Here is a 25979-nt window from a genome sequence, read left to right as displayed (position 1 = left end):
AGCACCCGCGCCTTGGCGAGCCAAGGACGAGGCGCAGTAGGAGGCCGCCATGCCGCTGAACAAGGTCCTGCTGACCACGATTCTCGTGCCCTGCATCTGGGGCACCACCTACATCATCTTCACCCAGACGCTGCCGGTGGATCACCCGCTGCTCGTCGGCGCGTTGAGGGCGCTGCCCGCCGGCCTCCTGCTGATGGCGCTCGGCCCGGGCCTGCCGCCGCGGGACAAGCTCTTGCCGCTGGCGGCCCTCGGCCTCGCCAATATCGGCGTGTTCTTCGCTCTGCTCTTCGTCAGCGCCGCACGCCTGCCCGGTGGCCTCGCCGCCACGGTCGGCTCGACCCAGCCTCTGATCGTCGGCCTGCTGGCTTGGCCGCTGCTCGGCCGGCGCCCGGGCCGCGGGCAGATCATCGCCGCGCTCGCCGGCCTCGTCGGCGTCGCGTTGCTGGTGCTGGACCCGCATGCGAAACCCGATGCCATCGGCATCATCGCCGGGCTCGCCAGCGCCGCCTCGATGGCGACCGGAACCGTTCTGATCGAGCGCTGGGGCAAGATGGGTTCGCCGCTGGCGATCGCGGCCTGGCAGCTCACGCTCGGCGGGCTGATCCTGCTGCCGGTCGCCCTCATCGTCGAAGGTCCGCCGCCGGTCCCGAGCGCCTTGAATGGGCTCGGAATGACCTATCTCGTATTGGTCGGCACCGCGCTGACCTATTGGCTCTGGATCAGGGGCATCACCACACTGGGCGCGGGCGTTGCCTTCCTCGGATTGCTCAGCCCGACTATGGCGACGATTCTGGGAGCCGTGCTGCTGGGTGAATGGTTGAGCCCGCTTCAGGTCCTGGGCATCGCCATCGTTCTCAGCTCGACGATCGTCGGGATGATCCTCTCCCGCCGCCGCGCCTCGGCGGCGGCTGCTACGCCGCAACCCCGAGCCGCTTGATCTCCCACTGGAGCTCGAAGCCGGAATTCTCCTTGACCCGGCGGCGAACCTCCTCGCCGAGCCCCTCGACATCGGCGGCCGTGGCGCCGCCGGTGTTGATCAGGAAGTTGCAGTGCATCTCCGAGACCTGGGCCCCGCCGACGCGCAAACCGCGGCAGCCCGCGGCATCGATCAGCTTCCAGGCCTTGCCGCCATCCGGATTCTTGAAGGTCGAGCCGCCCGTGCGCTCCTTGATCGGCTGGGCCGCCTCGCGCGCCTGCGTCACCCGGTCCATCTCGGCCTGGATCACCGCCTGATCGCCCGGCCGGCCCTGGAACAGGGCGGAAGTGAAGATGATGTCGCGGGTCGATGCCGCGCTGTTGCGATAGGTGAAGCCCATCTCGGCGTGGGACAAGGTGACGATCTCGCCCTTGCGGGTGACGCCGCGCGCCTCGACCAGCACATCGGTGGTCTCGCCGCCATGAGCACCGGCATTCATGCGCAGCGCCCCGCCGATCGAGCCGGGAATACCGCGATAGAAGGCGAGCCCGTCGAGCGAGGCATCGGCCGCCGCACGCGCCACCTTGACGTCCGGCACCGCCGTTCCCGCCCGCAGCCGGTCACCGCCCTCCAGCTTGATCTCGCCGAAGCCCTTGCCGCCGAGCCTGACCACGACGCCGGGAATGCCGCCATCGCGCACGATCAGGTTCGAGCCCAGGCCGACCACGGTGACTGGAACGTCTTCCGGCAACTTCGAGAGCAGATAGGCGAGGTCCTCGTCATCGGCCGGCGTGAACAGGATCTGCGCGGCGCCGCCGACGCGGAACCATGTCAGCCCCGCGAGGTCCTGATTGGCGAGAAGCCGGCCCCGCAGATCGGGGGCCGAGGCGCGGATGTCGGAGGAGAGGTCTTCGAAAGCCATGGTGTCGCTTTAGAGCATGATGTTCCGGGACGGAACAGGTCGTCATGCTCGGGCTTGACCCGAGCATCTCTCGCGGAAGTAGGCTCCCTCACTCTTCTATTCGAGATTCTCGGGTCTGCGCGTCGCTTCGCCCGAGAATGACGGCGGAGAATGCGGGGCGAAGTTACCGCTAAGCGCCTCGAGCTCTCCCGGCAGCGCATAGGCCCATTGCGTGATGTTACCGGCGCCGAGGCAGACGACGTAATCGCCTGGGCCCGCCAACTCCGCCACCATGCCGGCAAGCTTCTCCGGCCCCTCCAGCGCCATCGCATGGCGATGGCCGCGCGCCTTGATGCCGGCGACGAGCGAATCGCGGTCCGCGCCGGGGATGGGTGCCTCGCCGGCCGCATAGGTATCGGCGACGATCACCGTGTCCGCGTCGTTGAAGCAGGCSGCRAAATCGTCGAASAGGCTGGMAAGCCGSGTRTAGCGATGCGGCTGCACCACGGCGAYGACCTTGCYCYTGGTCGAGGCGCGSGCMGCCTTGAGCACGGCGGCGATCTCGACCGGGTGATGGCCGTAATCGTCGAAGATCAGCGCGCCGTTCCACTCGCCGGTCTTGGTGAAGCGGCGCTTCACGCCGCCGAAGCCGGCGAGCGCCTCGCGGATGCGCTCGACGGGAATGCCGAGGTCGTAGGCGACGGCGATCGCGGCGGTGGCGTTCAGCGCGTTGTGGTGGCCCGGCATCGGCATGACGAGATCGCGGATCACCTCGTCGCGTCCGTTCTTGCGGTCGCGGACCAGCAGGGTGAAGCGCGCCTGCCCGCCCGAGAGGTCGATGTCGAGCAGGCGGAAATCGGCCTGCGGGTTTTCGCCATAGGTGATGACGCGCCGGTCGGTGATCTGGCCGACGAGGCCCTGCACCGTCGGATGGTCGATGCACATCACCGCGAAGCCGTAGAAGGGCAGGTTCTCGACGAAGGAGCGGAACGCCGCCTTGATCGCGTCGAAGGTGCCGAAATGGTCGAGATGCTCGGGATCGATATTGGTGACGACCGCGACGTCCGCCGGCAGCTTCAGGAAGGTGCCGTCCGACTCGTCGGCCTCGACCACCATCCAGTCGCTCTCGCCCATGCGGGCATTGGTGCCGTAGGCGTTGATGATGCCGCCATTGATGACGGTCGGGTCGAGCTCGCCCTTCTCCAGCAGCGTCGCGACCAGCGAGGTCGTCGTCGTCTTGCCATGSGTGCCGGCGATSGCGACGCAGGWYTTSAGCCGCATCAGYTCGGCCAGCATYTCGGCGCGGCGCACCACCGGCAGGCGCTTCTCGCGGGCGGCCAGCAATTCGGGATTGTCGCCCTTGATCGCGGTCGAGATCACGACGACCTCGGCCTCACCGAGATTCTCGGCCTTGTGGCCGACGAAGGTGGTGATGCCCTTCTCGGCAAGGCGCTTGACGTTGGCACCATCAGACGCATCCGAGCCCTGCACCTTGTAGCCGAGATTGTGCAGGACTTCGGCGATGCCGGACATGCCGATGCCGCCAATGCCGACGAAATGGATGGAGCCGAGCTTCGGCGGCAGCTTCATGGTGGGCGAATCCTGTCAGTTCGAAGAATGGGCCGTGGCGATCACGAGATCGGCCAGGCGGTCGGCAGCGTCGGGGATACCCGCGCTCTTCGCGTTTGCGGCCATGCTCGTCAAGTGCGCGGGCCGCGCGATGAGCTGCGACAACTCGCTGGCGAGGCGCCGCGGCGTGAGTTCCGGCTGGAGAATACGGATCGCTCCACCCGCCTCTTCGAGGAAGGCGGCGTTGGCCGCCTGGTCCTGATCGAGCGAGCCCGGCAGCGGCACCAGAATGGCGGGCCGACCGATCACCGACAGCTCGGCGACGGTGGAAGCGCCGGAACGGGCGATGACCAGTTGCGACGCGGCCATCTGCGCGGGCAAATCCTTGAAGAAGGGCGCGATCGTCGCCTTTACGCCAAGCTTGTCATAGATGCCGCGCACCCGTTCCTCGTCCTCGGCACGCGCCTGCTGGACGATGGTCAGCCGCGCCCGCTCGGCGTCGCTGAGGAGCTGGATCGCAGCCGGCACGATGTCGGCCATGATGCGGGCGCCCTGGCTGCCGCCGAAGACGAGGAGCCTGATCTTGCCCTCGCCCGGCCAGTCATACTCGCGGCCGGCGACCTCGATCACGGCGGGGCGGACGGGGTTGCCGACATGGCGGCATTTCGCCTGCTGCACCGGGGTCAATCCGCCGACCTTGGCGAAACCCGTGGCGATGACGTCGGCGCGTCCGGCGAGGAAGCGGTTGGCGCGGCCGATCACAGCGTTCTGCTCGTGGATCAGCGTGCGCACGCCTGCAAGGGAGGCACCGAGCACCGGAGGGACGGTCGGATAGCCGCCGAAACCGACGACGACATCGGGCCGGACCTGCTTGATGATCCGCCGTGCCGCAAAGGTGCCCTTGACGATGTGGAACAGCGCCATTGCCTTCTGCAGGGGCGAGCGGCCGGAGGGCGTCGCCGCCGGCACGGCATGGACCGCTTCGGCCGGAAAATTGCCGGCATATTCGGCGGCGCGCGTATCGGTCATCAGCACGACGCGCAGGCCCTTGGCGTGCAGCGCGTGGCTCAGCGCCTCGGCCGGAAAGAGATGGCCGCCGGTCCCGCCGGCCGCCAGCATGATGAGCTTGCCCGTGGCCATGCTTCAGCGCCCGTAGGAGCCGAAATCGACCGAGCGCGGTCGCCGCCGCGTCAGCGCCAGCAGGAAGCCGGTACCGACTGCCAGCGAAAGCAGCGACGAGCCGCCATATGAGATGAAGGGCAGCGTCATGCCCTTGGCCGGCATCATGTGCAGATTGACCATCATGTTGATCGCCGCCTGGATGCCGAAGAGCAGCGCGAGCCCAGTCACGGCCAGGCGGATGAACGGATCCTCCGCCTTCTGCGCCACGAACAGCGAGCGCAGCACGATCACCGCGAAGAGCATGACCAGCAGCATGCAGACGACCACGCCGAACTCTTCGGCGGTGACCGCGAAGATGAAGTCGGTATGCGCGTCGGGCAGGATGCGCTTCACCGTGCCCTCGCCCGGCCCCTTCCCGAGCCAGCCGCCCTGCGCGAAGCTCTCCAGCGCCGTATCGACCTGGAAAGTATCGCCCGAACCCTTGTCCATGAAGCGCTCGATGCGGGCGCGCACATGCGGCACCAGTTCGTAGGCGACGAGGATACCGACGGCGCCGACGCCGCCGAGCCCGATCACCCAGAACCAGTGCAGTCCGGCGACGAAGAACAGCCCCGCCCAGACCAGGCTGACCAGCATGGTCTGACCGAAGTCGGGTTGCAGCACCAGCGGCACGATCGTGACCGGCAGCAGCAGCAGCGCCAGGATCGTGCCCGGCAGGTCCGGCCGGCGCGTGCCTTCGGCGAAGGCCCAGGCAGCCATCACGACGAAGGCGGGCTTCAGGAACTCGGACGGCTGCACAGAGCCCAACGGCCCGAGCGTCAGCCAGCGCTTGGCGCCCTTCACCTCGACGCCGAAATAGAGCGTCGCCACGACCATGGCGAGCGAGACCACGTAGATGATCAGCGCCGCGCGCCGCACCTGCCTGGGCGTCATCAGCGAGACGCCGAGGAAAATCACCATCGCGACGGCGAGATAGGCGGCCTGACGGTTGACGAAATGAAAGGTCGAGAGGCCGAGCCGCTCGGCCACCGGCGGTCCGCCGGCCATCAGCAGCACGACGCCCGAGACCATCAGGGCGACAAGCGCGGTGAGGATCAGGCGATCGATTGACCACCACCAGCGGCCGCTGAGAGAAGGTTCCGCGCGCGAGACCATGACGGGCATCCCATCGATAAATTCTGCGCGACTCTGGCCGCGCCTGCGTGACGAATCACTCTGTCAATGAATGGTTAACGTTTGATTCCGATGCGTCGGATCAGCAGTTTCGGGGCGCCGCCATCCACATCATCGCACAACCGCGGAACGGAACGCCGCCGCCATGCCGTTGAGCAGCGCAGCGGCCCGCGGCCGGCTCACAGCCGAGTGCAGGATGATCGGCCGTGTCGGCAACGGCGGCAGCTTGAAGCGCGCGCCGACATCGACCAGCCCTGCGGGAACGGCGCAATGCGCGAGCGGCGCGAGACCGAGGCCGGCGCTCGCAGCCGCGGCCACCGAAGCCGCCCCCTCCCCGACGAATGCCTCCCGCCAGGGCAGGCCCGCGACGGCAAGCGCCTCGACCGCCATCGCCCGGAGATTGCACGGCTGCCGCTGCACCGCGAGCGGCAGCGGCTCGCCTTGGAACGGCGAGAATGTCGGCGCAGCGAACCAGCCGAACCGCGACTCGGCCAGGGTTTCCCCGTCGCGCCGGCTGGCGTCATGGCGCAGGACGATGACCGCATCGAGCTCGCCGGCATCGAACATCTCAAGCAGCCCACGGGAGAGCCCCGTCCGCAGCGACAGCGTCACGCCGCCGCCCTGCTGGCCGGCGACTTGGATCGCCCGCGTCAGCTCGGGGCCGACGAGATGATGCGTGACGCCGAGGCTCAACGAGACGCTCTCCTGCATCAACGCCTCTGTGGCGCGCCGATGGGCGGCGAGGACATCCCGCGCCGGTCCGAGGAAACGTTCGCCCGCGGGAGTCAGGCCGATGCGGCGCGGCGTGCGTTCAAGCAGGCGCTGGCCGATCTGCGCCTCCAGCCGCTTCAGCCGCAGCGAGACCGCAGCCTGCGTCGTATTCAGCGCGGCAGCGGCCTTGGTGAAGGAGCGCAGATCGGCGGCGAGCACGAAGGTCTCGACGGCCTCGGGGTCGAGTGGGCGGCGGATATCCATAACAGAACGATATCATTGATATCCAGATCACAACAATTCCGATGAGATGAAAATTGACGTCTGGTCGTGGGCTCACCTCCCGGGATCAAGAGCCGATGACCAGAACCGCCCTCACCGCCCCGCCCGCGCCAAGCGGAGAGCCGGCACAGACCAGCATCTCCATCTGGACCGTCCTCACGGTCGCCGTGGGGACGCAGACCGCCGGCTCCGTGGTCTCGCAGGGCGTCTACATCCTCGGCCCCTTCTGGCGCGATGCCTTCGGCGTCTCGCTCGCCTCGGCTTCCCTGGCGGTCACGCTGATGAATGGCACGCAGATCGCGACGATCTACGCGATCGGCCGCGCCATAGACCGCTATGGCGAGCGCATCGTCGTGAGCCTCGCCATGTTGGGCATGGCGGCCGCGATGGCCGCTGCTTCCTTCGCGACGGAGCTGACCGGTCTTCTGATCAGCATGGTCTTTCTCGGCGGCACCTATGCGGCCGTGCAGCCGGGCGGCACCCGCGCCATCATGCGCTGGTTCCCGCCGCGCCATCGCGCCCTGGCGACCGGCTTCCGGCAGGCCGCCGTCCCGCTCGGCACGATGATCGCGGCGGCGCTCCTGCCCCTCATTGCCGCGCGGGCCGGCCTGTCTGCCGCCGCCTGGTTCAGCGCGGGCGTTTCCGTCCTCGGCAGCCTGCTGTTCCTGCTGTTCTATCGTGAGGGTGGGCAGGCCGCGCCGGGAGCAAAGCGCGAGGAGCCATTGCGGCTCGGCGCCCTGGTCCGCACCGTCGGAAAGAACCCGCAATTCTGGCCCGTCCTGCGGTTGGGCATCGCGATGTCGGCCTTCCAGTTCACCTTCACCGCCCACGCCATCGGTTACATGGCGGGCTCGCTCGGCTTCGGCATGGTCGGCGCCGCCGGCTTGTTCGCGCTCGCGCAGTTGGCCGGCATTCCCGGCCGCGTCGGACTGCCCTGGCTGAGCGACCGGCTCTGGCCCGGACACCGCCCGCGCTCCTTCGCAGCCATCGCCCTGATCGGGGCCGGGACCGCCGCCGTCTTCGCCCTCCTGCCGCTGGGCACGCCGGCATGGCTGGCGGCGACGATACTCGTCAGCTTCGGCCTGTTCGGCATCGGCTGGTTCCCGCTCTACCTGCTCCAGATCGCGGAAATGGCGCCGCCGAATTCCATCGCCTCGACCGTCAGCTTCGCCTCGACGCTCTGCCTCATCGTGATGGCTGCCGGCCCCTGGCTCTTCGGCCTGGTCGTCGACCAGTTCGGCTACTCCTGGGCCTGGGCGCTGCTGATCGCCCCCGTCGTCGTCACCGCCATTCCGCTCGCGGCGCATGGCAACCGGGCGGACAAATAGACCGCCCTCACCCCTTGCCCACCGCCGCCGCGAAGATGCGGGCGATACCGGCAAGCCGTTGCGCATAGATCTCGCAGCTGGGCGGCGTCCCTGTCTTCGCACCGGCTGCGGCGAACATGATCCCGGCAATCCAATCATCGACGGAGACGGAGGCGCTGGACATCACGATCTCGCCTTGGGCTTCCGCTTCCTGGAGCAGCAGGCGCGCACATCGGGCGAAGATCTGCTCGAAGGCCTGCAGCTCGCGCGTGGCGATGGTGTTCATCACCGCCTTCAGCTCGACGAGATGTTCGCCCGTGCCGAAGCTGGCATAGGCCTGCCCGTGATGAGCCTGAAGCAGGGCCGCAAGCCGTTGCGCAAACGCACCCTTCGTCGCGACAACCTCACGGCAACGTGCCTCGACGCGGCGTCCGAGCAGGTCCAGCATGGCCCGGAAGACATCGTCCTTGCCCTTGAAGTGCAGGTAGAGCGTCGCCTTGGCGAGCCCGGCCTCCCTGGCGATGTCGTCCATCGAGCTGCGCTTGTAGCCGTAGCGGGCGAACAGCCGCAGCGCCGCATCGGCAATCTGGTCGACGCGCGCATTCGCGTCATCGACAGGGATGGAGCTGGAACTTTCGCTTCTGTCCGGCATTGCAGCGTCAGTAGTCTTGACAAAATCCAAACTGCGCGCGACCATCCTAATTAGACTCAAATCGTCTAATTAGTCCAGTCGCGCGACCCAGGGCTACGGATGCATCGCCCGCCATCTGATATGTCAGATCGGGCCTTCGAGGGCGAGCCCTCGATCCGCACCATGGTGCCGCGCTGCGTCATGCCAGCATTCGGAGGCAGCCATGGTCTCTCTCAAGGTCAACGGGACGACGCATAGCGTCGACGTCGACGACGACACGCCCCTGCTCTGGGCGATCCGCGACAATATCGGCCTCACCGGCACCAAGTTCGGCTGCGGCGTCGCCCAATGCGGCGCCTGCACAGTCTATATCGATGGCCAGCCGCTGCGCTCCTGCGTGACGCCGGTCTCCGCGGTCGGCACCAGCGAGATCACCACTATCGAGGGCCTCACCGGCAAGGAGGCGGATGCCGTCCAGGCCGCCTGGATCGCCCGCGACGTGCCGCAATGCGGCTATTGCCAGTCCGGCCAGGTCATGAGCGCGATCGCCCTGCTCAAGGAAAACCGCAAGCCTACCGACCGTGACATCGACCTCGCGATGAACGGCAATATCTGCCGCTGCGCCACCTACGTCCGCATCCGCGCCGCGATTCATGACGCGGCCCGCGCGCTGGAGATCTGAGCCATGACCACGCATGATCCCAAGCTCTCCCGCCGCGCCTTGCTGGCAGGCGCGGGCGCCCTCGTCATCGGCTTCAACCTGCCGCGCAATGCCCGCGCCCAGTCCGGCGCCGCCGCCGGCTTCAGGCCCGGCGGCAACGCAGCCTTTGCCCCCAACGCCTTCATCCGCGTCGCGCCGGACGACACCGTCACGGTGATCGTCAAGCATATCGAGTTCGGCCAGGGGCCGTTCACTGGCCTCGCCACCCTCGCCGCCGAGGAGATGGACGCCGCCTGGAGCCAGATGCGCGCCGAGCACGCGCCGGCTGACGTCAAGCTCTACGCCAATCTCGCGCTGGGCGTTCAAGGCACCGGCGGCTCGACCGCGATCGCCAATAGCTGGGAGCAGATGCGCAAGGCCGGCGCCGCGGCGCGTACTATGCTCGTGCAAGCCGCCGCCACCGCCTGGAAGGTTCCGGTCTCCGAGATCAAGGTCGAGGGCGGCGTGATCAGCCACGCCTCGGGCAAGCAGGGCCGCTTCGGCGAATTCGCCGAGGCCGCCGCCAAGTTGCCCGTGCCCGAGAACCCGCCGCTGAAGGCCGCCTCGGCCTACCGGCTGATCGGCAAGGAAGGCGCGGTGAAGCGGCTCGACACCGCCGATAAGACGCGCGGCAAGGCGCAGTTCACCATCGACATCCACACGCCGAACATGCTGACGGTGGTGGTCGCTCGCTCGCCGCGCTTCGGCGGCAAGGTCGCTAGCTTCGACGCCTCGCAGGCGCTCAAGGTCAAGGGCGTCGTCGACGTCAAGCAGATCGGCTCCGGCGTCGCTGTCTATGCCAACGGGACATGGCCGGCAGTGAAGGGACGCGAAGCCCTCAAGGTCACCTGGGACGATAGCGAGGCGGAGAAGCGCGGCAGCGCCGAATTGATCGCCGAATACCGCCGCCTCGCCCGGCAGCCCGGCACTGTCGCCGGCAGCCATGGCGACGCCGAGGCCGCGCTCGCCAAGGCCGATCGCGTCGTCGAGGCCGAGTTCGTCTTCCCCTATCTCGCGCATGCGCCGATGGAGCCGCTCGACGGCTATCTGGAATGGGATGGCGAGAAGGCGCATGCCCGCTTCGGCAGTCAGTTCCAGACCACCGAGCACCAGACCATTGCCACCATCCTCGGCCTGCCGCCGGAGAAGGTGAACCTCGAAACCATGCTCGCCGGCGGCAGCTTCGGCCGGCGCGCGCAGGTCAGCCAGCACCTCGCCGCCGAACTCGCCATGGCCGCCAAGGCGATCGGCCCGAACCGTCCGGTCAAGGTGATCTGGACCCGCGAGGACGACCTCACCGGCGGCTATTACCGGCCGCTCTTCGTGCATCGCCTCAGGGGCGCGGTGAAGGACGGCAAGATCACCGCCTGGTCGAACACGCTGGTCGGCCAATCCTTCTTCCTCGGAACGCCCTTCGAGTCCTTCGTGGTCAAGAACGGCATCGACGCGACCTCGGTCGAGGGCGCCAACGAGATCTTCTACGAGGCGCCCGATTTCCGCTGCGAGGTGCACAACCCCAAGGTCGGCGTGCCCACCCTATGGTGGCGCTCCGTCGGCCACACCCATACCGGCTATGCCGTCGAGTGCTTCGTCGACGAGCTGTTGCAGGCCGCAGGGCAGGACCCGCTGCAGGGCCGGCTCGCCATGATGGGCGACAGGCACCCGCGCGCCGCCGCGGTGCTCAAGGCCGTCGGCGAGATGGCGGGCTGGAAGGGCTCCGCGCCGGTCGATGGCCGCGCCCGCGGCGTCGCGGTGGTCGAGAGCTTCAGCTCCTACGTCGCCCAGATCGCCGAAGTCTCGATCGGGCCGGAGGGCGAGCCGAAGGTCCACAAGGTCTGGTGCGCCGTTGATTGCGGCGTTGCCGTCAATCCCGACATCATCCGCGCCCAGATGGAGGGCGGCATCGGCTTCGGCCTCGGCCACGCCCTCTATGGCCAGATCACCCTCGACGGCGGCCGTCCGGTCCAGACCAATTTCCACGAATATCGTTCGTTGCGCATCAACGAGATGCCGGACGTCGAGGTCAGGATCATCGCCTCCACCGAGAAGCCGACCGGCGTCGGCGAGCCCGGCGTGCCGCCGATCGGTCCTGCCGTCGCGAACGCGCTCGCCGCGCTCGGCCACGGCCGGCCCCGCCAGCTGCCGATGCAGGGAGGTTCCGTCTGATGAGCAGGAACCTGATCCTCGCCGCGGCGGCGGCCGTTGCCGTCTGCCTCACTGGCAGCGCCATGACGCGGGCGCAGAACGCCGGGCAGGCCCAGCCGGGCGGCGCCAGCTTGCGACCTGCTTCGAGCTTCTCCGCCATCGCCAACCAGCGCGACCGCTCGGTCGCGCTCTTCAACGAGATGGGCAAGGTGCTCACGCATCCGCGCTGCATGAACTGCCATCCGGCGACGGAGCGGCCCCGACAGGGCGATGCACGCAAGCTGCACGAGCCGGTGGTCGTACGCGGCAAGGATGGCCACGGCGCGACCGGCCTCCATTGCGCGACCTGCCATGGCAAGGAGAACTTCGACCCGGCCGGGGTTCCGGGCGACGGACATTGGGCCCTCGCCCCGGCCTCGATGGCCTGGGAAGGCAAGACGCTCGGTCAGATCTGCGAGCAGTTGAAGGACCAGAGCCGCAACGGCAGCCGCGACACCGCAGCGCTGATCAAGCATGTCACCACCGACAGCCTCGTGCTTTGGGGCTGGAATCCCGGCAAGGGGCGCACGCCCGCACCCGGCACGGCGGCCGAGTTCGGCGCGCTGATGCAGGCCTGGGCCGATAGCGGCGCCGCCTGCCCGGCGTCGTGAATTGTTGGATCAGCCCTTCGGGCTGGCCGGATTTCCTGCCGCCCCGAAGGGCACCAGGCCAGGCAGCTCCGCGACCAGCTTGCGGAACGCGTCGCCGCGCACCTCGAAATTCGGGAACTGGTCGAAGGAGGCGCAGGCCGGCGAGAGCAGCACCGCGATCTCGCCCTCGCCCGGCTTCGCCAACGCGTCGCGGGTGGCATCCGCAACGGCCTTGTCGAGCGTGACGCTGCGCTCATAGGCGACGCGCCCGTCATCGTCGAAGGTCGCGGCAAAGAGGTCGCTCGCCGCGCCGATCAGATAGGCCCTGGCGATGTTGGGGAAGTAGCGGCGCAGGGATTCGATGCCGCCCTCCTTGGCCTTGCCGCCGAGGATCCAGAAGATGTCGTGGAAGGAGGTCAGCGCCTTCTCGGTCGAGTCGGCATTGGTCGCCTTGGAATCGTTGATGAAGACGACGCGGCCGATGCGGCCGAGTTCTTCCATGCGATGCGCCAGTCCGGGATAGGTCTTGAAGCCAGCAGCGACTTCTTCTGCCGAAAGGCCCAGCGCGGAGCAGGCGGCGAAGGCCGCAGCCGCGTTCTGCGCGTTGTGCGAGCCGCGCAACGAGCCGATACCGGCGAGATTGGCGACGACTCGCGGCTTGCCATCCTTGACCTCGACGATCCGAGTATCGAGCCGGCCCTGATTGGCGGTGACCCCGGCGAAGACGCCCTCGTCGAGCGGCTGCTCGCCGCTGATCTTCACGAGCGGCCGCCCCCCGGCGGCGCGCCGGCGCGCCATCTGCTTCGAGGCCTCGTCATCCACGCCGACCACGGCGATATCGGCGGCGGCGACCAGCCGTTCCTTGATCGCCGCATAGTTCTCCAGCGAGCCGTGCCGGTCGAGATGATCAGGCGTCAGGTTCATCTGGATGCCGACGGTCGGCGCCAGCGTCGGCGCGAGGTCGATCTGGTAGCTCGAGCATTCGATGACGTGGATGCGGTTCGCAGCCGGCGGCTCGAGCGCCAGCACGGCCGTACCGATATTCCCGCCCATCTGCACATGGCGGCCGGCTTCCTTCAGTACATGGGCGATCAGCGCGGTCGTGGTCGACTTGCCATTGGTGCCGGTGATGCAGACGACCGGCGAACCCGGCGCGATCTTCGCCCGCTCGCGGAAGAACAGCTCGACATCGCCGATGATCGCGACGCCCGCGGCCTTGGCCTTGCCGACCGTCCAGTGCGGCTCGGGATGCGTCAGCGGCACACCCGGCGAGAGCACGAAGGCGGCGAAGCCCGACCAGTCGGCACTTGCCAGATCGATGACGGCGATGCCTTCCGCCGCCGCCTTGTCGCGGCTGCCCTGATTGTCGTCCCAGGCGGCGACGTCGGCACCGCCCGCCTTCAGCGCACGCGCCGTGGCGAGGCCGGAGCCGCCGAGGCCGAAGAGGGCGACCTTGCGCCCGGCGAAGACCGTGACGGGCGTCATGCTCACGCTCTCAGCGCAGCTTGAGCGTGGAGAGGCCGACCAGCGCCAGCACCACGGAGATGATCCAGAAGCGAATCACCACCTGCGGCTCCGTCCAGCCCAGCTTCTCGAAATGGTGGTGGATCGGCGCCATCAGGAAGACGCGCTTGCCAGTGCGCTTGAACACGGCGACCTGAATGATCACCGAGAGCGCCTCGACGACGAAGAGACCGCCGACGATGGCGAGCACGATCTCATGCTTGGTCGCGACCGCGATGGTGCCGAGCAGGCCGCCCAGGCCGAGCGAACCGGTGTCGCCCATGAAGATCTGGGCCGGCGGCGCGTTGAACCAGAGGAAACCGAGGCCGGCGCCGATCACCGCGCCGCAGACGACGGCGAGCTCGCCTGCGCCGGGGATGTGATGGATCTGCAGGTAGTTGGCGAAGATCGCGTTGCCGACGAGATAGGAGATGAAGCCGAAGGTGCCGGCCGCGATCATCACCGGCACGATGGCGAGGCCGTCGAGCCCGTCGGTCAGGTTCACCGAATTGCCGGCGCCGACCACGACGAAGGCCGTGACCAGCGGGAACAGGATGCCGAGCGGGATGATCGCTTCCTTGAGGAAGGGCATCGCGAAACCCGAGCCGATCGCCGCGGGCTGCGTCTGCATGATGGCATAACAGGCGATCAGCGCGACCACGACCTCGATCGAGATGCGCGCCTTGCCCGAAAAGCCCTTATGCGACTGCTTSGTGACCTTGAGATAGTCGTCATAGAAGCCGATGGCGCCATAGGCGGCGGTYACGSCRAGCACRATCCAKACATAGGRRTTGCGCAGATTGCCCCAGAGCAGCACSGCAGCGAACAGGCCGGACATGATCATCAGCCCGCCCATGGTCGGCGTGCCGCGCTTGGCGAGATGCGTCTCCGGCCCGTCGGTGCGGATCGGCTGGCCCTTGCCTTGCTTGATCCTGAGCCAGGAGATCGCAGCCGGGCCGAAGAAAAAGACGAAGAGCAGGGCCGTCGCCGTCGCCCCGCCTGCGCGGAAGGTGATGTAGCGAAAGACGTTCAGGATCGGGAAGGTGCCGGAGAGTTCGGCGAGCCAGACGAGCATGCTTGGGCGTTCTCTTAAGGGTCAGTCTTCGGCAGGCACGGCAGGAAAGCGCGCGAGGATCGCCTTGACGATCGGCCCCATGCGCGAGCCGAGCGACCCCTTGACCGTGATGACATCGCCGGCGCGGATCGCATCGAGCACGAGCGGCTCCAGTTCGCCCGCCCCGGGGGCATAAGCCCCCCGCATGGGCGAAGGCAAGCTTTCATAGAGCCCCTTCATCAGCGGCCCGCAGGCAAAGACCTTGTCGATCCTGTTGGCGACGAGCGGTTCGGACAGGCCCTTGTGCAGCTCCGCGCCGGTCGATCCGAGCTCCAGCATGTCGCCGAGCACGGCGATGCGGCGGCCCCTGCCCTCGACCGGCAGGCGGCCGAGATTTTCGATCGCAGCGCGCATCGAGGCGGGGTTGCCGTTGTAGCTCTCGTCGAGCAGCGTGAGCGCGCCGCCCGGCGCATGCAGGATCTGCCGCGCCCCTCGCCCGGCCGGGGGCTTCAGGTCGCCGAGCGCCAGCGCCGCAAGAGCAAGGTCGGCACCCAGTGCATGGACGACCGCGAGCACCCCGAGCGAGTTCAGCACGATATGCTTGCCCGGGCTGCCGAGGCGGTAGGTAACAGGCTCGCCGAAGACACGGGCCTCGACCGTCGACATGTCCGGCTTCAGCGCGCAGGAGACGAGCTTCACATCGGCATCGGGGCTTTCGCCGAAAGTGATGATCCGCCCGGCCGGGCCGGACTTGGCGATGTCGCGCAGCAATTCGGATTGCGGGATGTCGGCGTTGACGATCGCCGTGCCGCCCTTCTCCAGCTCCCAGAAGACACCGGCTTTCTCTTCCGCGATCCCTTCCACCGAGGCGAAAGCGGCGAGATGCACCGGCTGGATCGTGGTGATGATCGCAACCTGCGGGCGCACCATCCGCGCCAGCGGCACGATCTCGCCGGGGCTGTTCATCCCGATCTCGTAGACCGCATATGCCACGTCGCTGGGAGTGCGACACAATGTGAGCGGCACGCCCCAATGGTTGTTGTAGGAGGCGATCGGCGCATGCGTCCTGCCTTGCCGCGACAGCACGAGGCGCAGCGCCTCCTTGGTGCCGGTCTTGCCGACCGAGCCGGTGACAGCGATGACCTTCGCCTTCAGCTCGGCGCGCCGCGCCGTACCGGCCTGCTCCATCGCCCTGAGCACGTCGGGCACCACGGCGAGCGCGCCCGCGCCCGTGAATTCCGCCGCATGCGCCTCGTCGATCACGGCCAGCGCGGCGCCCTTCTGCAGCGCGGCCTTGACGAAGTCATGCCCATCCCGCGCCTCGCCCTTGATGGCGAAGAAGACATCGCCTGGCTCGAGCGTGCGGGTGTCGATCGAAGCGCCCGTCACGGCCGGCGGGACCGCTCCCTCGGCACGCGCGCCCAGCGCCGCGATCAGCTTATCTCCGGTCCAGAGCGGGGCGCTCATCCTGCAATCTCCGATAGCGCTTTCCGGACGACGTCGTGATCCGAGAAGGGCAATGTGCGGTCGCCTATGATCTGGCCGGTTTCATGGCCTTTTCCGGCGACGACCAGCAAATCCCCAGGCATCAGCATGCACACCGCGCTTCTGATCGCCTCCTCGCGGTCGCCGATCTCCAACAGCTTCGGCGAGGCGGCCATGACCTCGGCCCGGATCGTCGCCGGGTCCTCGCTGCGCGGATTGTCGTCGGTGACGATGGCGATGTCGGCCTTCTCGGCCGCAATCGCCCCCATCAGCGGGCGCTTGCCCTTGTCGCGGTCGCCGCCGCAGCCGAAGACGCAGATCAGCCGCCCGGTCGCATAGGGGCGCAGCGTCGTCAGCACGGCCGCGAGCGCATCGGGCTTATGGGCGTAGTCGACGACGACAAGCCCGCCGTTGGCCTCTCCAACGCGCTCCAACCGCCCGGCTACGCCCGTGAGCCCGGAAATCGCCCGCAGCGCCGCAGCCTTGTCCTCACCGGTCGCGATCGCGAGCCCGGCGGCGACCAACGCATTGCCCGCCATGAAATCGCCGACCAGAGGCAGGGCGACCGAGAACTGCTGCCCGTCGAAGCCGACCGTCAGGCGCTGCGAGAAGCCGTCGCGCTCATTGGCCAGCAGCGTGAGCGTCTCGCCCTTGCGGCCGATGCCGATGATCGGATGCCCGGCGATGGCTGCAGCCTGCGCCGCCTCTTCCGCAAAGGGCTCGTCGCGATTGATCACAACGGGCGCGCCCTCCGGCAACAACATCCAGAGCCGGAGCTTCGCGGCGAGGTAGTCCTCGAGGCTGGGATGATAATCGAGATGGTCCCGCCCGAGATTGAGGAAGGCGCCGGCCTTCAGCCGTACGCCGTCGAGACGACGCTGGTCGAGCCCGTGCGAGGAAGCTTCCATCGCGAGATGCGTGACGCCCTCGCCCGCCAGCATATCAAGCGAGGCATGCAGCGAGAGCGGATCGGGCGTGGTCAGCGAGCCGTAATCGGCCCCTTTGGCCGTCACGACACCAATCGTGCCGACGCTCGCGGCCTCATGACCAAGCGCCTGGAAGATCTGCCGGGTGAAATCCGCGACGGAGGATTTGCCGCTCGTCCCTGTCACGGCGACGATGGTCTCAGGCTGGCGCGGATGGATCTTCGCAGCGGCCAGCGCCAGTGCGAGCCGCGGATCGTCGACCTCAGCGAAGGCGACGCCCGCCGGCAGGTCGGCCGGGCGCGGGCCGCCGGAAATCACGGCGACCGCGCCGTGCCCCACCGCATCCATGATGAAGCGTGCGCCATCCGCCTTCGCGCCGGCGAGCGCGACGAAGACGTCGTCCCCCGTGACCTTGCGGCTGTCGAAGGCGACGCCATGCACCTGCTGGCTGGCGGCGTCGGCGTCGAAAGTCTCGGGGAAGAGGTCTCCGAGGCTGTATCCGGTCATCGTCATGGTCACCGTTATAGGCTGAGTTCAGCGCGAACCCCAGGCCCCGAGCTTGGCCATCAGCGGGAAGGGCGATGGCGGCGGTTCGAAGCGCGGGGACAGGCCGAGGATCGGCGCCGCACGCTCGATCACCTTGCCGGTCGTCACGCCCGCATTCCACGCGGCGGTCGAATAGCCGCCGCTCTCGGCATATCCCTTCGGCTCGTCATAGATCGCGAGGAAGAGATATTTCGGCTTGTCGGAGGGGGCGATCGCCGTGAAGGTCGTGAAGTTCTTGTTCTTGGCATAGCGGCCGTTGACCACCTTTTCGGCCGTCCCGGTCTTACCCCCGACGAAATAGCCGGGGATATCGGCCTTGCGTGCCGAGCCCTTTTCGCCGTTGAGCCTCATGATGAAGCGCATCGCCTCCGAGGTCTCCGGCTTGATCACGCGCGTCGCCACCTTGCGCGCATCCTCCTCGGAGCGCTTCAGGAAGGTCGGCTTCATCAGATAGCCGCCATTGACCAGCGCCGCGACGGCGGCGAGCGCCTGCAGCGGCGCCACCGCGAGGCCGTGGCCGAAGGCGATGGTCGCTGTATTGATCTCGCCCCAGCGCTGCGGAACGATCGGGGCGGCGCTTTCCGGCAGCTCCGTCGTCATCCGGTCGAGCTGCATCATCTTCTTGAGAAAGGCCTTGTGGCCCTCGACGCCGACGGCCAGCGCCATCTTGATCGAGCCCATGTTGGACGAGTGCAGGAAGACCTCCGGCACCGTCAGATTGCGGCCGGTGCCATGGTATTCCTTGATGACCTGGCGGCCGAACCGCATCATGCCGCCGGCGGTCGAAAAGCTCGAATTGATGTTGACCTTGCCGGAGTCGAGAGCCATCGCGATGGTCAGCGCCTTGAAGGTCGAGCCCATCTCGTAGACGCCGACATTCATCCGGTTGATCCGGTCCTTCTCCAGCGCGTCGACCGGGTTGTTCGGGTCGAAATCCGGCAGCGACGCCAGCGCGATCACCTCGCCGGTGTTCACGTCCATGATCGCGCCGGCCGCCGCGATGGCCTTGAAGCGCTCCATGCCTTTGAAAAGCTCGTCGCGCAGCAGGTGCTGGACGCGCAGGTCGATCGAGAGTTGAACCGGCTTGAGATCATTCGCCTCGGTCGCGAGGCCGGCACCGTTGAGGTCCTGCAGCCCCTGCGAGTCGATGTATTTCTCGATACCGGCGATGCCGACATTGTCGACACTCGCGAAGCCCAGCACGTGCGCCGCCGCCGTACCGTTGGGATAGACGCGCTTGTTCTCCGGCACGAAGCCGACGCCGGGGATGCCGAGCCGGTGCACCTCGGCCTGCTGGCGCGGCGTGATCTCGCGCTTGACCCAGACGAAGCCCTTCTTGGTGCCGAGCTTGTCGCGCAGATCCTTGGCGTCGAGATCCGGCAGCACGGCCGTCAGCAGTTCGGTCGCCTCGTCCTTGTCGAGGATCTTGCGCGGTTCGGCGAAGACCGAAACCGTGCGGATGTCGGTGGCCATCACCTCGCCGTTGCGGTCGGTGATGTCCGGCCGCGCGGCGGAGATGGCGTTCGAGGTGGCGCGGCGCAGGCCCACCTGCTCGTTCGGCAGCGTCGCCAGCATGACGAGCCGGCCGGTGATGGCGATGAACAGCGCGGAGAAACCGAGGATGACGAGGCCGACGCGCGGCTGGCTCTTCTCCCCGCTCATGCGGAAAACGTCGCGCAACCAGGCCAGGCGCCCGCGCTTGACCGCACCCTCGGCGGCCTCGTGCTGTTGCTCCATCGGCGCCTCGTTCTGCTTCGGCTCGGTCATGGCATCGCCCCCGGCGTCGTGGCGCTCGTCGTGCCGCCCGTCCTGGCGCTCCTCGGGGTTTCGGTGGGGAGGCCCAGGCCGAGATCCTCGAGCTTGCGGCCGATGGTATCGACCTTCGGCCCGCGATTGGGGATGTCGGAAGGCTTGACGACCTGCGTCACGACGAAGGGCTGCAGGTCGAGATGCCGCTCGGCCAGCGCCTGGACCCGGTCGGGCCTGTTCAGGAACTGCCATTCCGCCTTGAGCACCTGGATGGCGTCGCGCTCGCGCTGGGTCTTGCTCTTGAGCTTCTGGAGGTGTTCGGCCGCCAGCGTCGTCTCGTATTTGATCGAATAGGCATAGACCGCCGAGGAGACCAGTGCACCGATGGCGATGACATGCAGGAGCTTGATCACGCTCAGGATCTCCGGCGCGGCTGCGGATCGGGAACGGTCGAAAGCGCGACGAGCCCGGCATCGGCGCCGCGTGCAGGCGCCTCGTTGCGCTCGGCGGCGCGCAGCTTGGCCGAGCGCGCCCGCGGATTCGTCCGCATCTCCGCGTCGGACGGCGCAACCGCGCCCTTGGCGATCAGCCGGAAGGTCGGCTGCGCCGCCGCCACGGCCGGAGCATGGCGGGAGCCGGACGGCACGCGGCCAGAGCGCTCGGCGAAGAACTGCTTGACGATCCGGTCTTCCAGCGAATGGAAGGTTACGACGACCAGCCGGCCGCCGGGCTTCAGCACCGTCTCCGCCGCGTGCAGGGCTCTGACGAGCTCGCCGAGTTCGTCGTTGACGGCGATGCGCAGCGCCTGGAAGACGCGCGTCGCCGGATGCGCCCCACCCGGTTCCCCGCGCACGATGCCGGCGACAAGGTCTGCGAGCTGCTTGGTGGTGGTGAGCGGAACCTTGCGGCGAGCTTCGACGACGGCGCGGGCGACGGCGCGCGAGCGACGCTCCTCGCCATAGTGGTAGAAGATGTTGGCGAGGAGCCCTTCCTCAGACTGATTGATGATGTCGGCAGCGCTCTGCCCCTGCCCGCTCATCCGCATGTCGAGCGGTCCGTCGAAACGGAACGAGAAGCCGCGCTCCGCCTGGTCAATCTGCATCGACGAGACACCGATATCGAGCACGACGCCGTCGAGCGGCACCATTTTGAAGCGCTGCGCCTCCTCCGCGAGCTCGCCGAAGCAGGCCTGCGACAGCGTCAGCCGCCCGGCCATCGCCGCGACGAGGTCGGCCCCACCGGCGATTGCCGTCGGGTCGCGGTCGAGCCCAAGCAGGATCGCATCCGGCGCCGCATCGAGGATCGCTTTGGTGTAGCCGCCCGCGCCGAAGGTTCCATCGAGATAGCGCCCGCCCGGCCGCGGCGCGAGCGCCTCCAGCACCTCGGCGAGCAGGACCGGCACGTGACGGGCCGCTCCGCCCGCGGCCGCGTCCGAATGACCGGTCATGGACTTGTTCCTCCGGCCGGCCCGGCGAGGCCGCCCAGCGTGCGCTTGACGTCGCGCAGGCGCGTCCGCGCTGCCTCGAGATGGGCGCGGAAACGCTCCGGCTCCCAGATCTGGAATTTGTGGCCGTGGCCGACGAAGGTCACGGTGTCGCCGATCCCGGCATGCGCCTTCAGCGCCTCGCTCAGCACCATCCGCCCCTCCGTATCGACCTTCAGCACCTCGGAGGTGCCGTTGAGCGCCGTCGAAAGCAGCTCCCACTCGTCCGAGAACGGTGAGAAACGCGCCAGAATGTCGTCGATCGTGGCCCGCAGCGCGTTGCCGCCGGCGTCGAGCGCCGGCAGGTCGAGCGCCTGATGGACATAGAGCCCCTCGTAGCCGTCCTTCGCAAGGACCGCCCGGAAACTCGATGGAATGGAAACGCGCCCCTTGGCATCGAGTCGATTGGTGAAGTTCGAGACGAAGCGGTCCGTCAACGCCGCCTCCCGGCTTGCACCTCATGGCGCCGCAGCGCGGCGTGGCGGGCGGCGAAAAGACCCCCCGCCGAAGCAGGCAAGGCGCCTCCGACAGCCAAAATCCGCGCGGCACACGGACCTTGACCCTTGGATTGCCTGCCGGCTTCGACGGGATGATTTGGGATAGCATGGGCAATAATGGGCGTCAATGGAATCACAGGCGCGGAAGCACCCCTGCGAGGACTCCCCGCCATCACAGCTCGTTAAGGTTAAGTATCCGTAAGCGCGCAGAAATTGGCTTCGCCGAGCCGAGCGGCCCGGTGACGCGCGACATCGCCGCACCGAAAAATGTTTGCGGAAAAACGCGGTCATTCCGGGCGAGCCGCGAAGCAGCACCGATCCGGAATCCATCACAAGGCTCCGCCGCCCTGCGATGGATTCCGGGTCAAGCCCGGAATGACCGAGCGCTGCCAGTGAATGGCGGCATGCTCAAACGTCGCGGGACGCCGCCAGCAGCGCGTCACGGACGAGGTCGAGCTGGTCGCGCAGTTGCTCGGCGCCCTGCGCCGTCGCACCCAGAGCCTGCCCGATCAGACCCTGCACGCAGCGCCCCCTCTCCCGCATCTTCTCGCCCTTCTCGGCGAGCCGGACGCGAACCTGGCGCTCGTCGCGCTCGTCACGCTCGCGCCGGATGATGCCGGCGGCGTCGAGCCGTTTGAGCAGCGGCGTCAGCGTGCCGGAATCCAGCATCAGCTTCTCGCCGAGTTCCTTGACGGTGAGCCCATCCCGCTCCCACAGCGCGAGCATCACCAGATACTGCGGATAGGTCAGCCCGAGCTCGGCCAGGATCGGCCGGTAGGCCCGGTTGAAGGCATGGCCGACCTGATAGACGGCAAAGCAGAGCTGCTGCTCCAGCCGGGGCATCTTTTGTTCAGCCTCATCCCGATCAGCCATCTCACCCTCGCCCTTTCGCATTGAGGCAAACCCGAATTTGCTCGTGCGATCAACCGTCGCGAGGTTCGCGCAAATTAATTGTTGACAATCTAATTGTACACAATCTAAATAGCAAGCATCAGTTCACCGCAGAGAAGGAGCGTTCCGATGAAAATCCTCTACACCGCCCATGGTTCCGCCACTGGCGGCCGCGAAGGCCAGGCCGCAACCGATACCGGCAACGTCAAGCTCGTCCTGAACACCCCGAAGGAGCTTGGCGGCGGCGGCGGCGACGGCACCAACCCCGAGCAGCTCTTCTCGATGGGCTATTCGGCCTGCTTCCTCGGTGCGCTCAAATTCGTCGCCGGCAAGGAAGGCGTGAAGATCCCCGAGGACGCCCGCGTCAGCGCCGATGTCGGAATCGGCCCGCGCGATGACGGCACCGGCTTCGGCATTGCGGCCAAGCTGACGATCTCGGTCCCGGGCGTCGACAAGGCGGTGGTCGAGAGCCTCGTCCAGAAGGCCCATATCGTCTGCCCGTATTCCCACGCCACCCGCGGCAACATCGACGTCGAGTTGCAGGTGGCCTGAGCGGCCGCATGTGTCGAAATGCGAAAGGGCCGGGATCACTCCCGGCCCTTTTCGTATCTGGAGGTGCCAGTCGGCCTGTAAGCCGGGTTCTGGATGGCCGGAGGATCGCTCCCCCGACGTGACGGCCATTCCTCTGGGACGCGCATCGCTGCGCGCCTCGAGCAACCAACCCGGACGACGGGGCACAGAAACCTGCCCCTCCCCGCTTGCGCGGAAAGCATCGTCCCTATTCGGTTTTGCTCCCGGTGGGGCTTGCCATGCCGTCCCCGTTGCCGGGTCCGCGGTGCGCTCTTACCGCACCTTTTCACCCTTACCTCGCCAAGAAAGCCGAAGCTCTCAGCGCGAGGCGGTTCGATCTCTGTGGCGCTTTCCCTGGGGTCGCCCCCGCCGGACGTTATCCGGCACCGTGTTTCCGTGGAGCCCGGACTTTCCTCCCCCGCGAGCGGGAGCGGCCGTCCGGCCGACTGGCGAGGGGGAGATGCGCGCTGGCGCGGCCGGCGTCAAGCGCAGCCGCAACAAAGCTGTCAGTTGCGCGCCGAGATCGTGCGCACCTTCGCGCAATAGGTGCGGTTGGCGCCGCTCATATGCGTGGTCATATGGCCGCTCTGATATTTCATGATGGTGCGGCAGGTGTCGCCGCCGGCAAGCCGGTAGGCCATCGCGAGATACTTCATGCCGTAGCGCGCATTGGTCTCGGCATCGAGCAGGCCGCTCGCACTGCCCGAATAGCCCATGCCGCGCGCCGTCTGGTGGCGGATCTGCATCAAGCCGAAATTGCCGGCATGCGCTGCCCGCGGATTGTAGCGGCTCTCGACCCGGATGACAGCATCGGCGAGCGAGAACGGCACGCCATTGGCCGCGGCATGGCGCGCGACGATGGCCTTGATGCCCTCGGAACCGGCCGGCGCAGCCAATGCTCGGATCGCACGCGGCTCCGCCTCGGCAGCCGCGACTTCGGGATGGGCGGCTCGCGCCGCTTCGGCCTTGGCCATCCTCGCCGCCTTGCGCTCGGCCCTGCTGCCCGGCTTCGTGGTGACCGCTTCGGTCTGCGCCTCCCCGGCCTTCTCGCGGGCGATCTCAGCCTCGCGTACGATGAAGGCTCTGGCATCCGTTTCCGCGTTCACGAGTTCCTCCGCCGAAGCCAAGCCGGAGAGGCTAATCAGGCACACAGCCGCGAGACAACCAGAGATATATCGCATGTTGAACTGAACCCACCTTACGCCACGACTGGCTAATGGGGGCGTTCAATTGATGGTCGAATGTGTCGATAATCTGTCTCCAAATGAAGAAAAACGCACAATTAAATACGTAAACAGGAATTTATTCTATATTTATCTATTCAGTATTGATATGTATTGAGGTACCCCAAAAACTTAGCCGGCCCGCACCCACAAGAACGAATCAAGCAGGCCCCCGCGCCGCCCCATTCCCGCCCAATTTCCCGCTCGCGGAACTTTTTCGGCGCGGCAGCGGGCCGCAGCGGCTCCTCTTGCATTGGCAGCGGCGCTCCCCACATCATCCGCCCTTCGGATTCACCAGGGTCATCGTGTTCATGGCTTCCTCCTTTTGGGGTGCACTCGGCGGCGGCGGGCTCGGGCTCGTTCTCGGCGGCCCCCTCGGCGCCTTGCTCGGCGCGGTTGCGGGCCATGTGCTGGTCGACCGTGAAGGGGCACCTTTCGGCCCGGCACCGCGCGAACTCGTCTTCACCACCGGCCTCGTCGCACTTGCCGCCAAGATGGCGCGCTCGGACGGCGTCGTGACCTGCGACGAGGTCACGGCCTTCCGCCGCATCGTCGAGGTTCCTCCTGACCAGCAGCAGCGCATCGAGCACCTGTTCGATCTTGCGAAGCAGACCAGCGCCGGCTTCGAGGCCTATGCCTCGCAGATCGCTGGCGTCTTCAAGGACGAACCCGCCCTGCTGGAGGACGTCCTCGACGGGCTCTTCCTGATCGCGGCCGCCGACGGAGCGATCCATGAGGCTGAGCATGCCTATCTCTGCTCGGTCGCAGGCATCTTCGGCATCGAGGAGCGCGATTTCGCCCGCATCGAGGCGCGCCATGTCCGCCGCGCCGACGATCCCTATCTCGTCCTCGGTGCCAGCCGCGAGATGGACGACGCCGAGCTGAAGCGCCATTACCGCCGCCTTGTCGCCGAGACCCATCCCGACCGCGAGATCGCGCGCGGCCTCCCCGAGGAGGCGATCGCCATCGCGACGAAGCGCCTCTCGGCCATCAACGCCGCCTGGGACACGATCCGGAAAGAACGCGGCATGAGCCGCAATCTCACGCCTGAACCCGCATAAGCCTGCCCGCATGAACGATATCGTGAAGCCGGACGCGGCGACCCCGGACAGCCGTTTCGCCGCCAAGGTGTTCCCCTCGCCCAATCACGGCGAGCGCACGCAGCGGGACGGCGAGAATTCCGACGCCCTTCCCGGCCGCCGGCCGGACATGCTGATCCTGCACTACACCGGCATGCCCGTCGCGGGCGAAGCGCTGCAATGGCTGTGCAACCCGGTCTCGCAGGTCTCGTCGCATTACTTCGTCTTCGAGAACGGCCATACGCTCCAGCTCGTGCCGGAGGGTCGCCGCGCCTGGCATGCGGGCGCCTCGCACTGGGCCGGCGAGACCGACATCAACTCCAGCTCGATCGGGATCGAGATCGCCAATCCCGGCCATCCCGGTGGCCTGCCCGATTTCCCGGAAGAGCAGATCGCTGCGACTCTGAACCTCTGCCGCGACATCTGCGAGCGCTGGTCGATACCGCCCGAGCGCGTGCTCGCCCATTCCGATATCGCGCCCGGCCGCAAGATCGACCCCGGCGAGAAATTCCCCTGGCGGCGCTTTGCCGAGGCCGGCGTCGGCCTGTGGAGCGAACCTGCCCCGATCCGCGGCGGGCGGTTCTTCGCCCGCGGGGAGAGCGGCCAGCCGGTCGAGGCTCTGCAGGCGATGTTCGCCATGCTCGGCTATGGCGTCGCGGTCGACGGCCTCTTCGACGAGAAGCTCGAAGCGGTCGTCGCCGCCTTCCAGCGCCACTGGCGGCCGGAGAAGGTCGATGGCGTCGCCGATTCCTCGACGATCACGACCTTGCGGGACCTGCTCGCGGCAACGCAGGGCGCCCGCACCGCCTGAGCGGTCGCTAGCCCGAAGATTGCAGGAAGTTAACTCGCCCACCGTCCCGCTTTCTGGCAAAGTCGGCGCCAACTGC

At 67.5% G+C, this 25979-nt stretch carries 23 protein-coding genes, 1 other RNA gene and 1 pseudogene; 8 read left to right on the top strand and 17 right to left on the bottom strand.

Going from position 1 to position 25979, the window contains the following annotated elements; all coding sequences use genetic code 11:
• Positions 1–49 precede the first annotated feature (49 nt).
• Complete coding sequence (locus AC1DEZ_RS06385) at positions 50–937, top strand: EamA family transporter (RefSeq protein WP_476779080.1); 888 nt, start codon at positions 50–52, stop codon at positions 935–937.
• Here the strand turns inward: AC1DEZ_RS06385 and murB are convergent.
• The 5 genes and pseudogenes from murB to AC1DEZ_RS06360 form a co-directional block, all read right to left on the bottom strand.
• Positions 912–1838, bottom strand: coding sequence for a UDP-N-acetylmuramate dehydrogenase (gene murB, locus AC1DEZ_RS06380; protein ID WP_476779079.1), 927 nt, complete (start codon positions 1836–1838; stop codon positions 912–914). The genes AC1DEZ_RS06385 and murB overlap by 26 nt on opposite strands.
• A 165-nt stretch (positions 1839–2003) precedes the next feature.
• Positions 2004–3407, bottom strand: a pseudogene (murC, locus tag AC1DEZ_RS06375) (UDP-N-acetylmuramate--L-alanine ligase); the annotation flags it as partial.
• 15 nt (positions 3408–3422) lie between these two features.
• Positions 3423–4526, bottom strand: coding sequence for an undecaprenyldiphospho-muramoylpentapeptide beta-N-acetylglucosaminyltransferase (gene murG, locus AC1DEZ_RS06370; RefSeq protein WP_476779078.1), 1104 nt, complete (start codon positions 4524–4526; stop codon positions 3423–3425).
• Positions 4527–4529: 3 nt separating this feature from the next.
• Complete coding sequence (locus AC1DEZ_RS06365; RefSeq protein WP_441513838.1) at positions 4530–5663, bottom strand: FtsW/RodA/SpoVE family cell cycle protein; 1134 nt, start codon at positions 5661–5663, stop codon at positions 4530–4532.
• 129 nt (positions 5664–5792) lie between these two features.
• Positions 5793–6656 (bottom strand): LysR family transcriptional regulator, encoded by an 864-nt coding sequence (locus tag AC1DEZ_RS06360; RefSeq protein WP_476779077.1) that lies wholly within the window; start codon positions 6654–6656, stop codon positions 5793–5795.
• A 95-nt stretch (positions 6657–6751) separates the two neighbouring features.
• Here AC1DEZ_RS06360 and AC1DEZ_RS06355 point away from each other — a divergent pair, with 95 nt between their 5' ends.
• Complete coding sequence (locus AC1DEZ_RS06355; protein WP_476779076.1) at positions 6752–8002, top strand: MFS transporter; 1251 nt, start codon at positions 6752–6754, stop codon at positions 8000–8002.
• Between the two features lie 7 nt (positions 8003–8009).
• On the opposite strand, the gene AC1DEZ_RS06350 is transcribed toward AC1DEZ_RS06355, so the two are convergent.
• A complete protein-coding gene (locus AC1DEZ_RS06350; RefSeq protein ID WP_476779075.1) occupies positions 8010–8633 on the bottom strand; it encodes a TetR/AcrR family transcriptional regulator in 624 nt (207 codons plus the stop codon).
• A gap of 202 nt (positions 8634–8835) precedes the next feature.
• Here AC1DEZ_RS06350 and AC1DEZ_RS06345 point away from each other — a divergent pair, with 202 nt between their 5' ends.
• From AC1DEZ_RS06345 to AC1DEZ_RS06335, 3 genes are read left to right on the top strand one after another with little or no spacing between them, the layout of a single operon-like run.
• On the top strand, positions 8836–9294 hold the full coding sequence (locus tag AC1DEZ_RS06345) for a (2Fe-2S)-binding protein (RefSeq protein ID WP_476779074.1): 459 nt from the start codon (positions 8836–8838) through the stop codon (positions 9292–9294).
• A gap of 3 nt (positions 9295–9297) precedes the next feature.
• Complete coding sequence (locus AC1DEZ_RS06340) at positions 9298–11478, top strand: xanthine dehydrogenase family protein molybdopterin-binding subunit (protein WP_476779073.1); 2181 nt, start codon at positions 9298–9300, stop codon at positions 11476–11478.
• Positions 11478–12107, top strand: a complete 630-nt coding sequence (locus AC1DEZ_RS06335; protein WP_476779072.1) for an Isoquinoline 1-oxidoreductase subunit — start codon at positions 11478–11480, stop codon at positions 12105–12107. Before AC1DEZ_RS06340 ends, AC1DEZ_RS06335 begins: the two co-directional genes overlap by 1 nt.
• Before the next feature lie 9 nt (positions 12108–12116).
• Here the strand turns inward: AC1DEZ_RS06335 and murD are convergent, their stop codons facing one another.
• From murD to AC1DEZ_RS06290, 9 genes are all read right to left on the bottom strand, one after another.
• Positions 12117–13571 (bottom strand): UDP-N-acetylmuramoyl-L-alanine--D-glutamate ligase, encoded by a 1455-nt coding sequence (murD, locus tag AC1DEZ_RS06330; protein WP_476779071.1) that lies wholly within the window; start codon positions 13569–13571, stop codon positions 12117–12119.
• A 10-nt stretch (positions 13572–13581) separates the two neighbouring features.
• A complete protein-coding gene (mraY, locus tag AC1DEZ_RS06325) occupies positions 13582–14664 on the bottom strand; it encodes a phospho-N-acetylmuramoyl-pentapeptide-transferase (protein WP_476779070.1) in 1083 nt (360 codons plus the stop codon).
• Between the two features lie 21 nt (positions 14665–14685).
• Positions 14686–16110, bottom strand: coding sequence for a UDP-N-acetylmuramoylalanyl-D-glutamyl-2,6-diaminopimelate--D-alanyl-D-alanine ligase (locus tag AC1DEZ_RS06320; protein WP_476779069.1), 1425 nt, complete (start codon positions 16108–16110; stop codon positions 14686–14688).
• Positions 16107–17561 (bottom strand): UDP-N-acetylmuramoyl-L-alanyl-D-glutamate--2,6-diaminopimelate ligase, encoded by a 1455-nt coding sequence (locus tag AC1DEZ_RS06315; RefSeq protein ID WP_476779068.1) that lies wholly within the window; start codon positions 17559–17561, stop codon positions 16107–16109. Before AC1DEZ_RS06315 ends, AC1DEZ_RS06320 begins: the two co-directional genes overlap by 4 nt.
• A 27-nt stretch (positions 17562–17588) precedes the next feature.
• Positions 17589–19337, bottom strand: coding sequence for a peptidoglycan D,D-transpeptidase FtsI family protein (locus AC1DEZ_RS06310; protein ID WP_476779352.1), 1749 nt, complete (start codon positions 19335–19337; stop codon positions 17589–17591).
• A 26-nt stretch (positions 19338–19363) separates the two neighbouring features.
• On the bottom strand, positions 19364–19762 hold the full coding sequence (gene ftsL / locus AC1DEZ_RS06305; RefSeq protein WP_476779067.1) for a cell division protein FtsL: 399 nt from the start codon (positions 19760–19762) through the stop codon (positions 19364–19366).
• Between the two features lie 2 nt (positions 19763–19764).
• Entirely contained in the window at positions 19765–20796 is a 1032-nt protein-coding gene (gene rsmH, locus AC1DEZ_RS06300; RefSeq protein ID WP_476779066.1) for a 16S rRNA (cytosine(1402)-N(4))-methyltransferase RsmH, read from the bottom strand.
• Positions 20793–21269, bottom strand: coding sequence for a division/cell wall cluster transcriptional repressor MraZ (locus tag AC1DEZ_RS06295; RefSeq protein ID WP_441513850.1), 477 nt, complete (start codon positions 21267–21269; stop codon positions 20793–20795). Before AC1DEZ_RS06295 ends, rsmH begins: the two co-directional genes overlap by 4 nt.
• A gap of 468 nt (positions 21270–21737) precedes the next feature.
• Positions 21738–22202, bottom strand: a complete 465-nt coding sequence (locus AC1DEZ_RS06290; protein ID WP_476779065.1) for a MarR family winged helix-turn-helix transcriptional regulator — start codon at positions 22200–22202, stop codon at positions 21738–21740.
• A 147-nt stretch (positions 22203–22349) separates the two neighbouring features.
• On the opposite strand from AC1DEZ_RS06290, the gene AC1DEZ_RS06285 reads away from it, so the two are divergent.
• Positions 22350–22772 (top strand): organic hydroperoxide resistance protein, encoded by a 423-nt coding sequence (locus AC1DEZ_RS06285; protein ID WP_441513852.1) that lies wholly within the window; start codon positions 22350–22352, stop codon positions 22770–22772.
• Between the two features lie 62 nt (positions 22773–22834).
• On the opposite strand, the gene rnpB is transcribed toward AC1DEZ_RS06285, so the two are convergent.
• An RNA gene (gene rnpB / locus AC1DEZ_RS06280) (RNase P RNA component class A) lies at positions 22835–23240 on the bottom strand.
• A gap of 56 nt (positions 23241–23296) precedes the next feature.
• The gene (locus tag AC1DEZ_RS06275) at positions 23297–23896 is read right to left on the bottom strand and encodes a lytic transglycosylase domain-containing protein (RefSeq protein ID WP_476779064.1); all 600 of its coding nucleotides are present in this window, start codon (positions 23894–23896) and stop codon (positions 23297–23299) included.
• Between the two features lie 428 nt (positions 23897–24324).
• Between AC1DEZ_RS06275 and AC1DEZ_RS06270 the strand changes: the two genes are divergently transcribed.
• Together AC1DEZ_RS06270 and AC1DEZ_RS06265 are read left to right on the top strand one after the other, a co-directional pair.
• Positions 24325–25074 (top strand): TerB family tellurite resistance protein, encoded by a 750-nt coding sequence (locus AC1DEZ_RS06270; protein WP_476779063.1) that lies wholly within the window; start codon positions 24325–24327, stop codon positions 25072–25074.
• Positions 25075–25084: 10 nt separating this feature from the next.
• On the top strand, positions 25085–25903 hold the full coding sequence (locus tag AC1DEZ_RS06265) for an N-acetylmuramoyl-L-alanine amidase (protein WP_476779062.1): 819 nt from the start codon (positions 25085–25087) through the stop codon (positions 25901–25903).
• Positions 25904–25979: the final 76 nt, after the last annotated feature.

It is taken from the genome of Allobosea sp. 10L422 (assembly GCF_056395345.1).
Note: the sequence above shows the minus strand (reverse complement) of the source record. Positions and strands in the feature narration are given on the sequence as shown.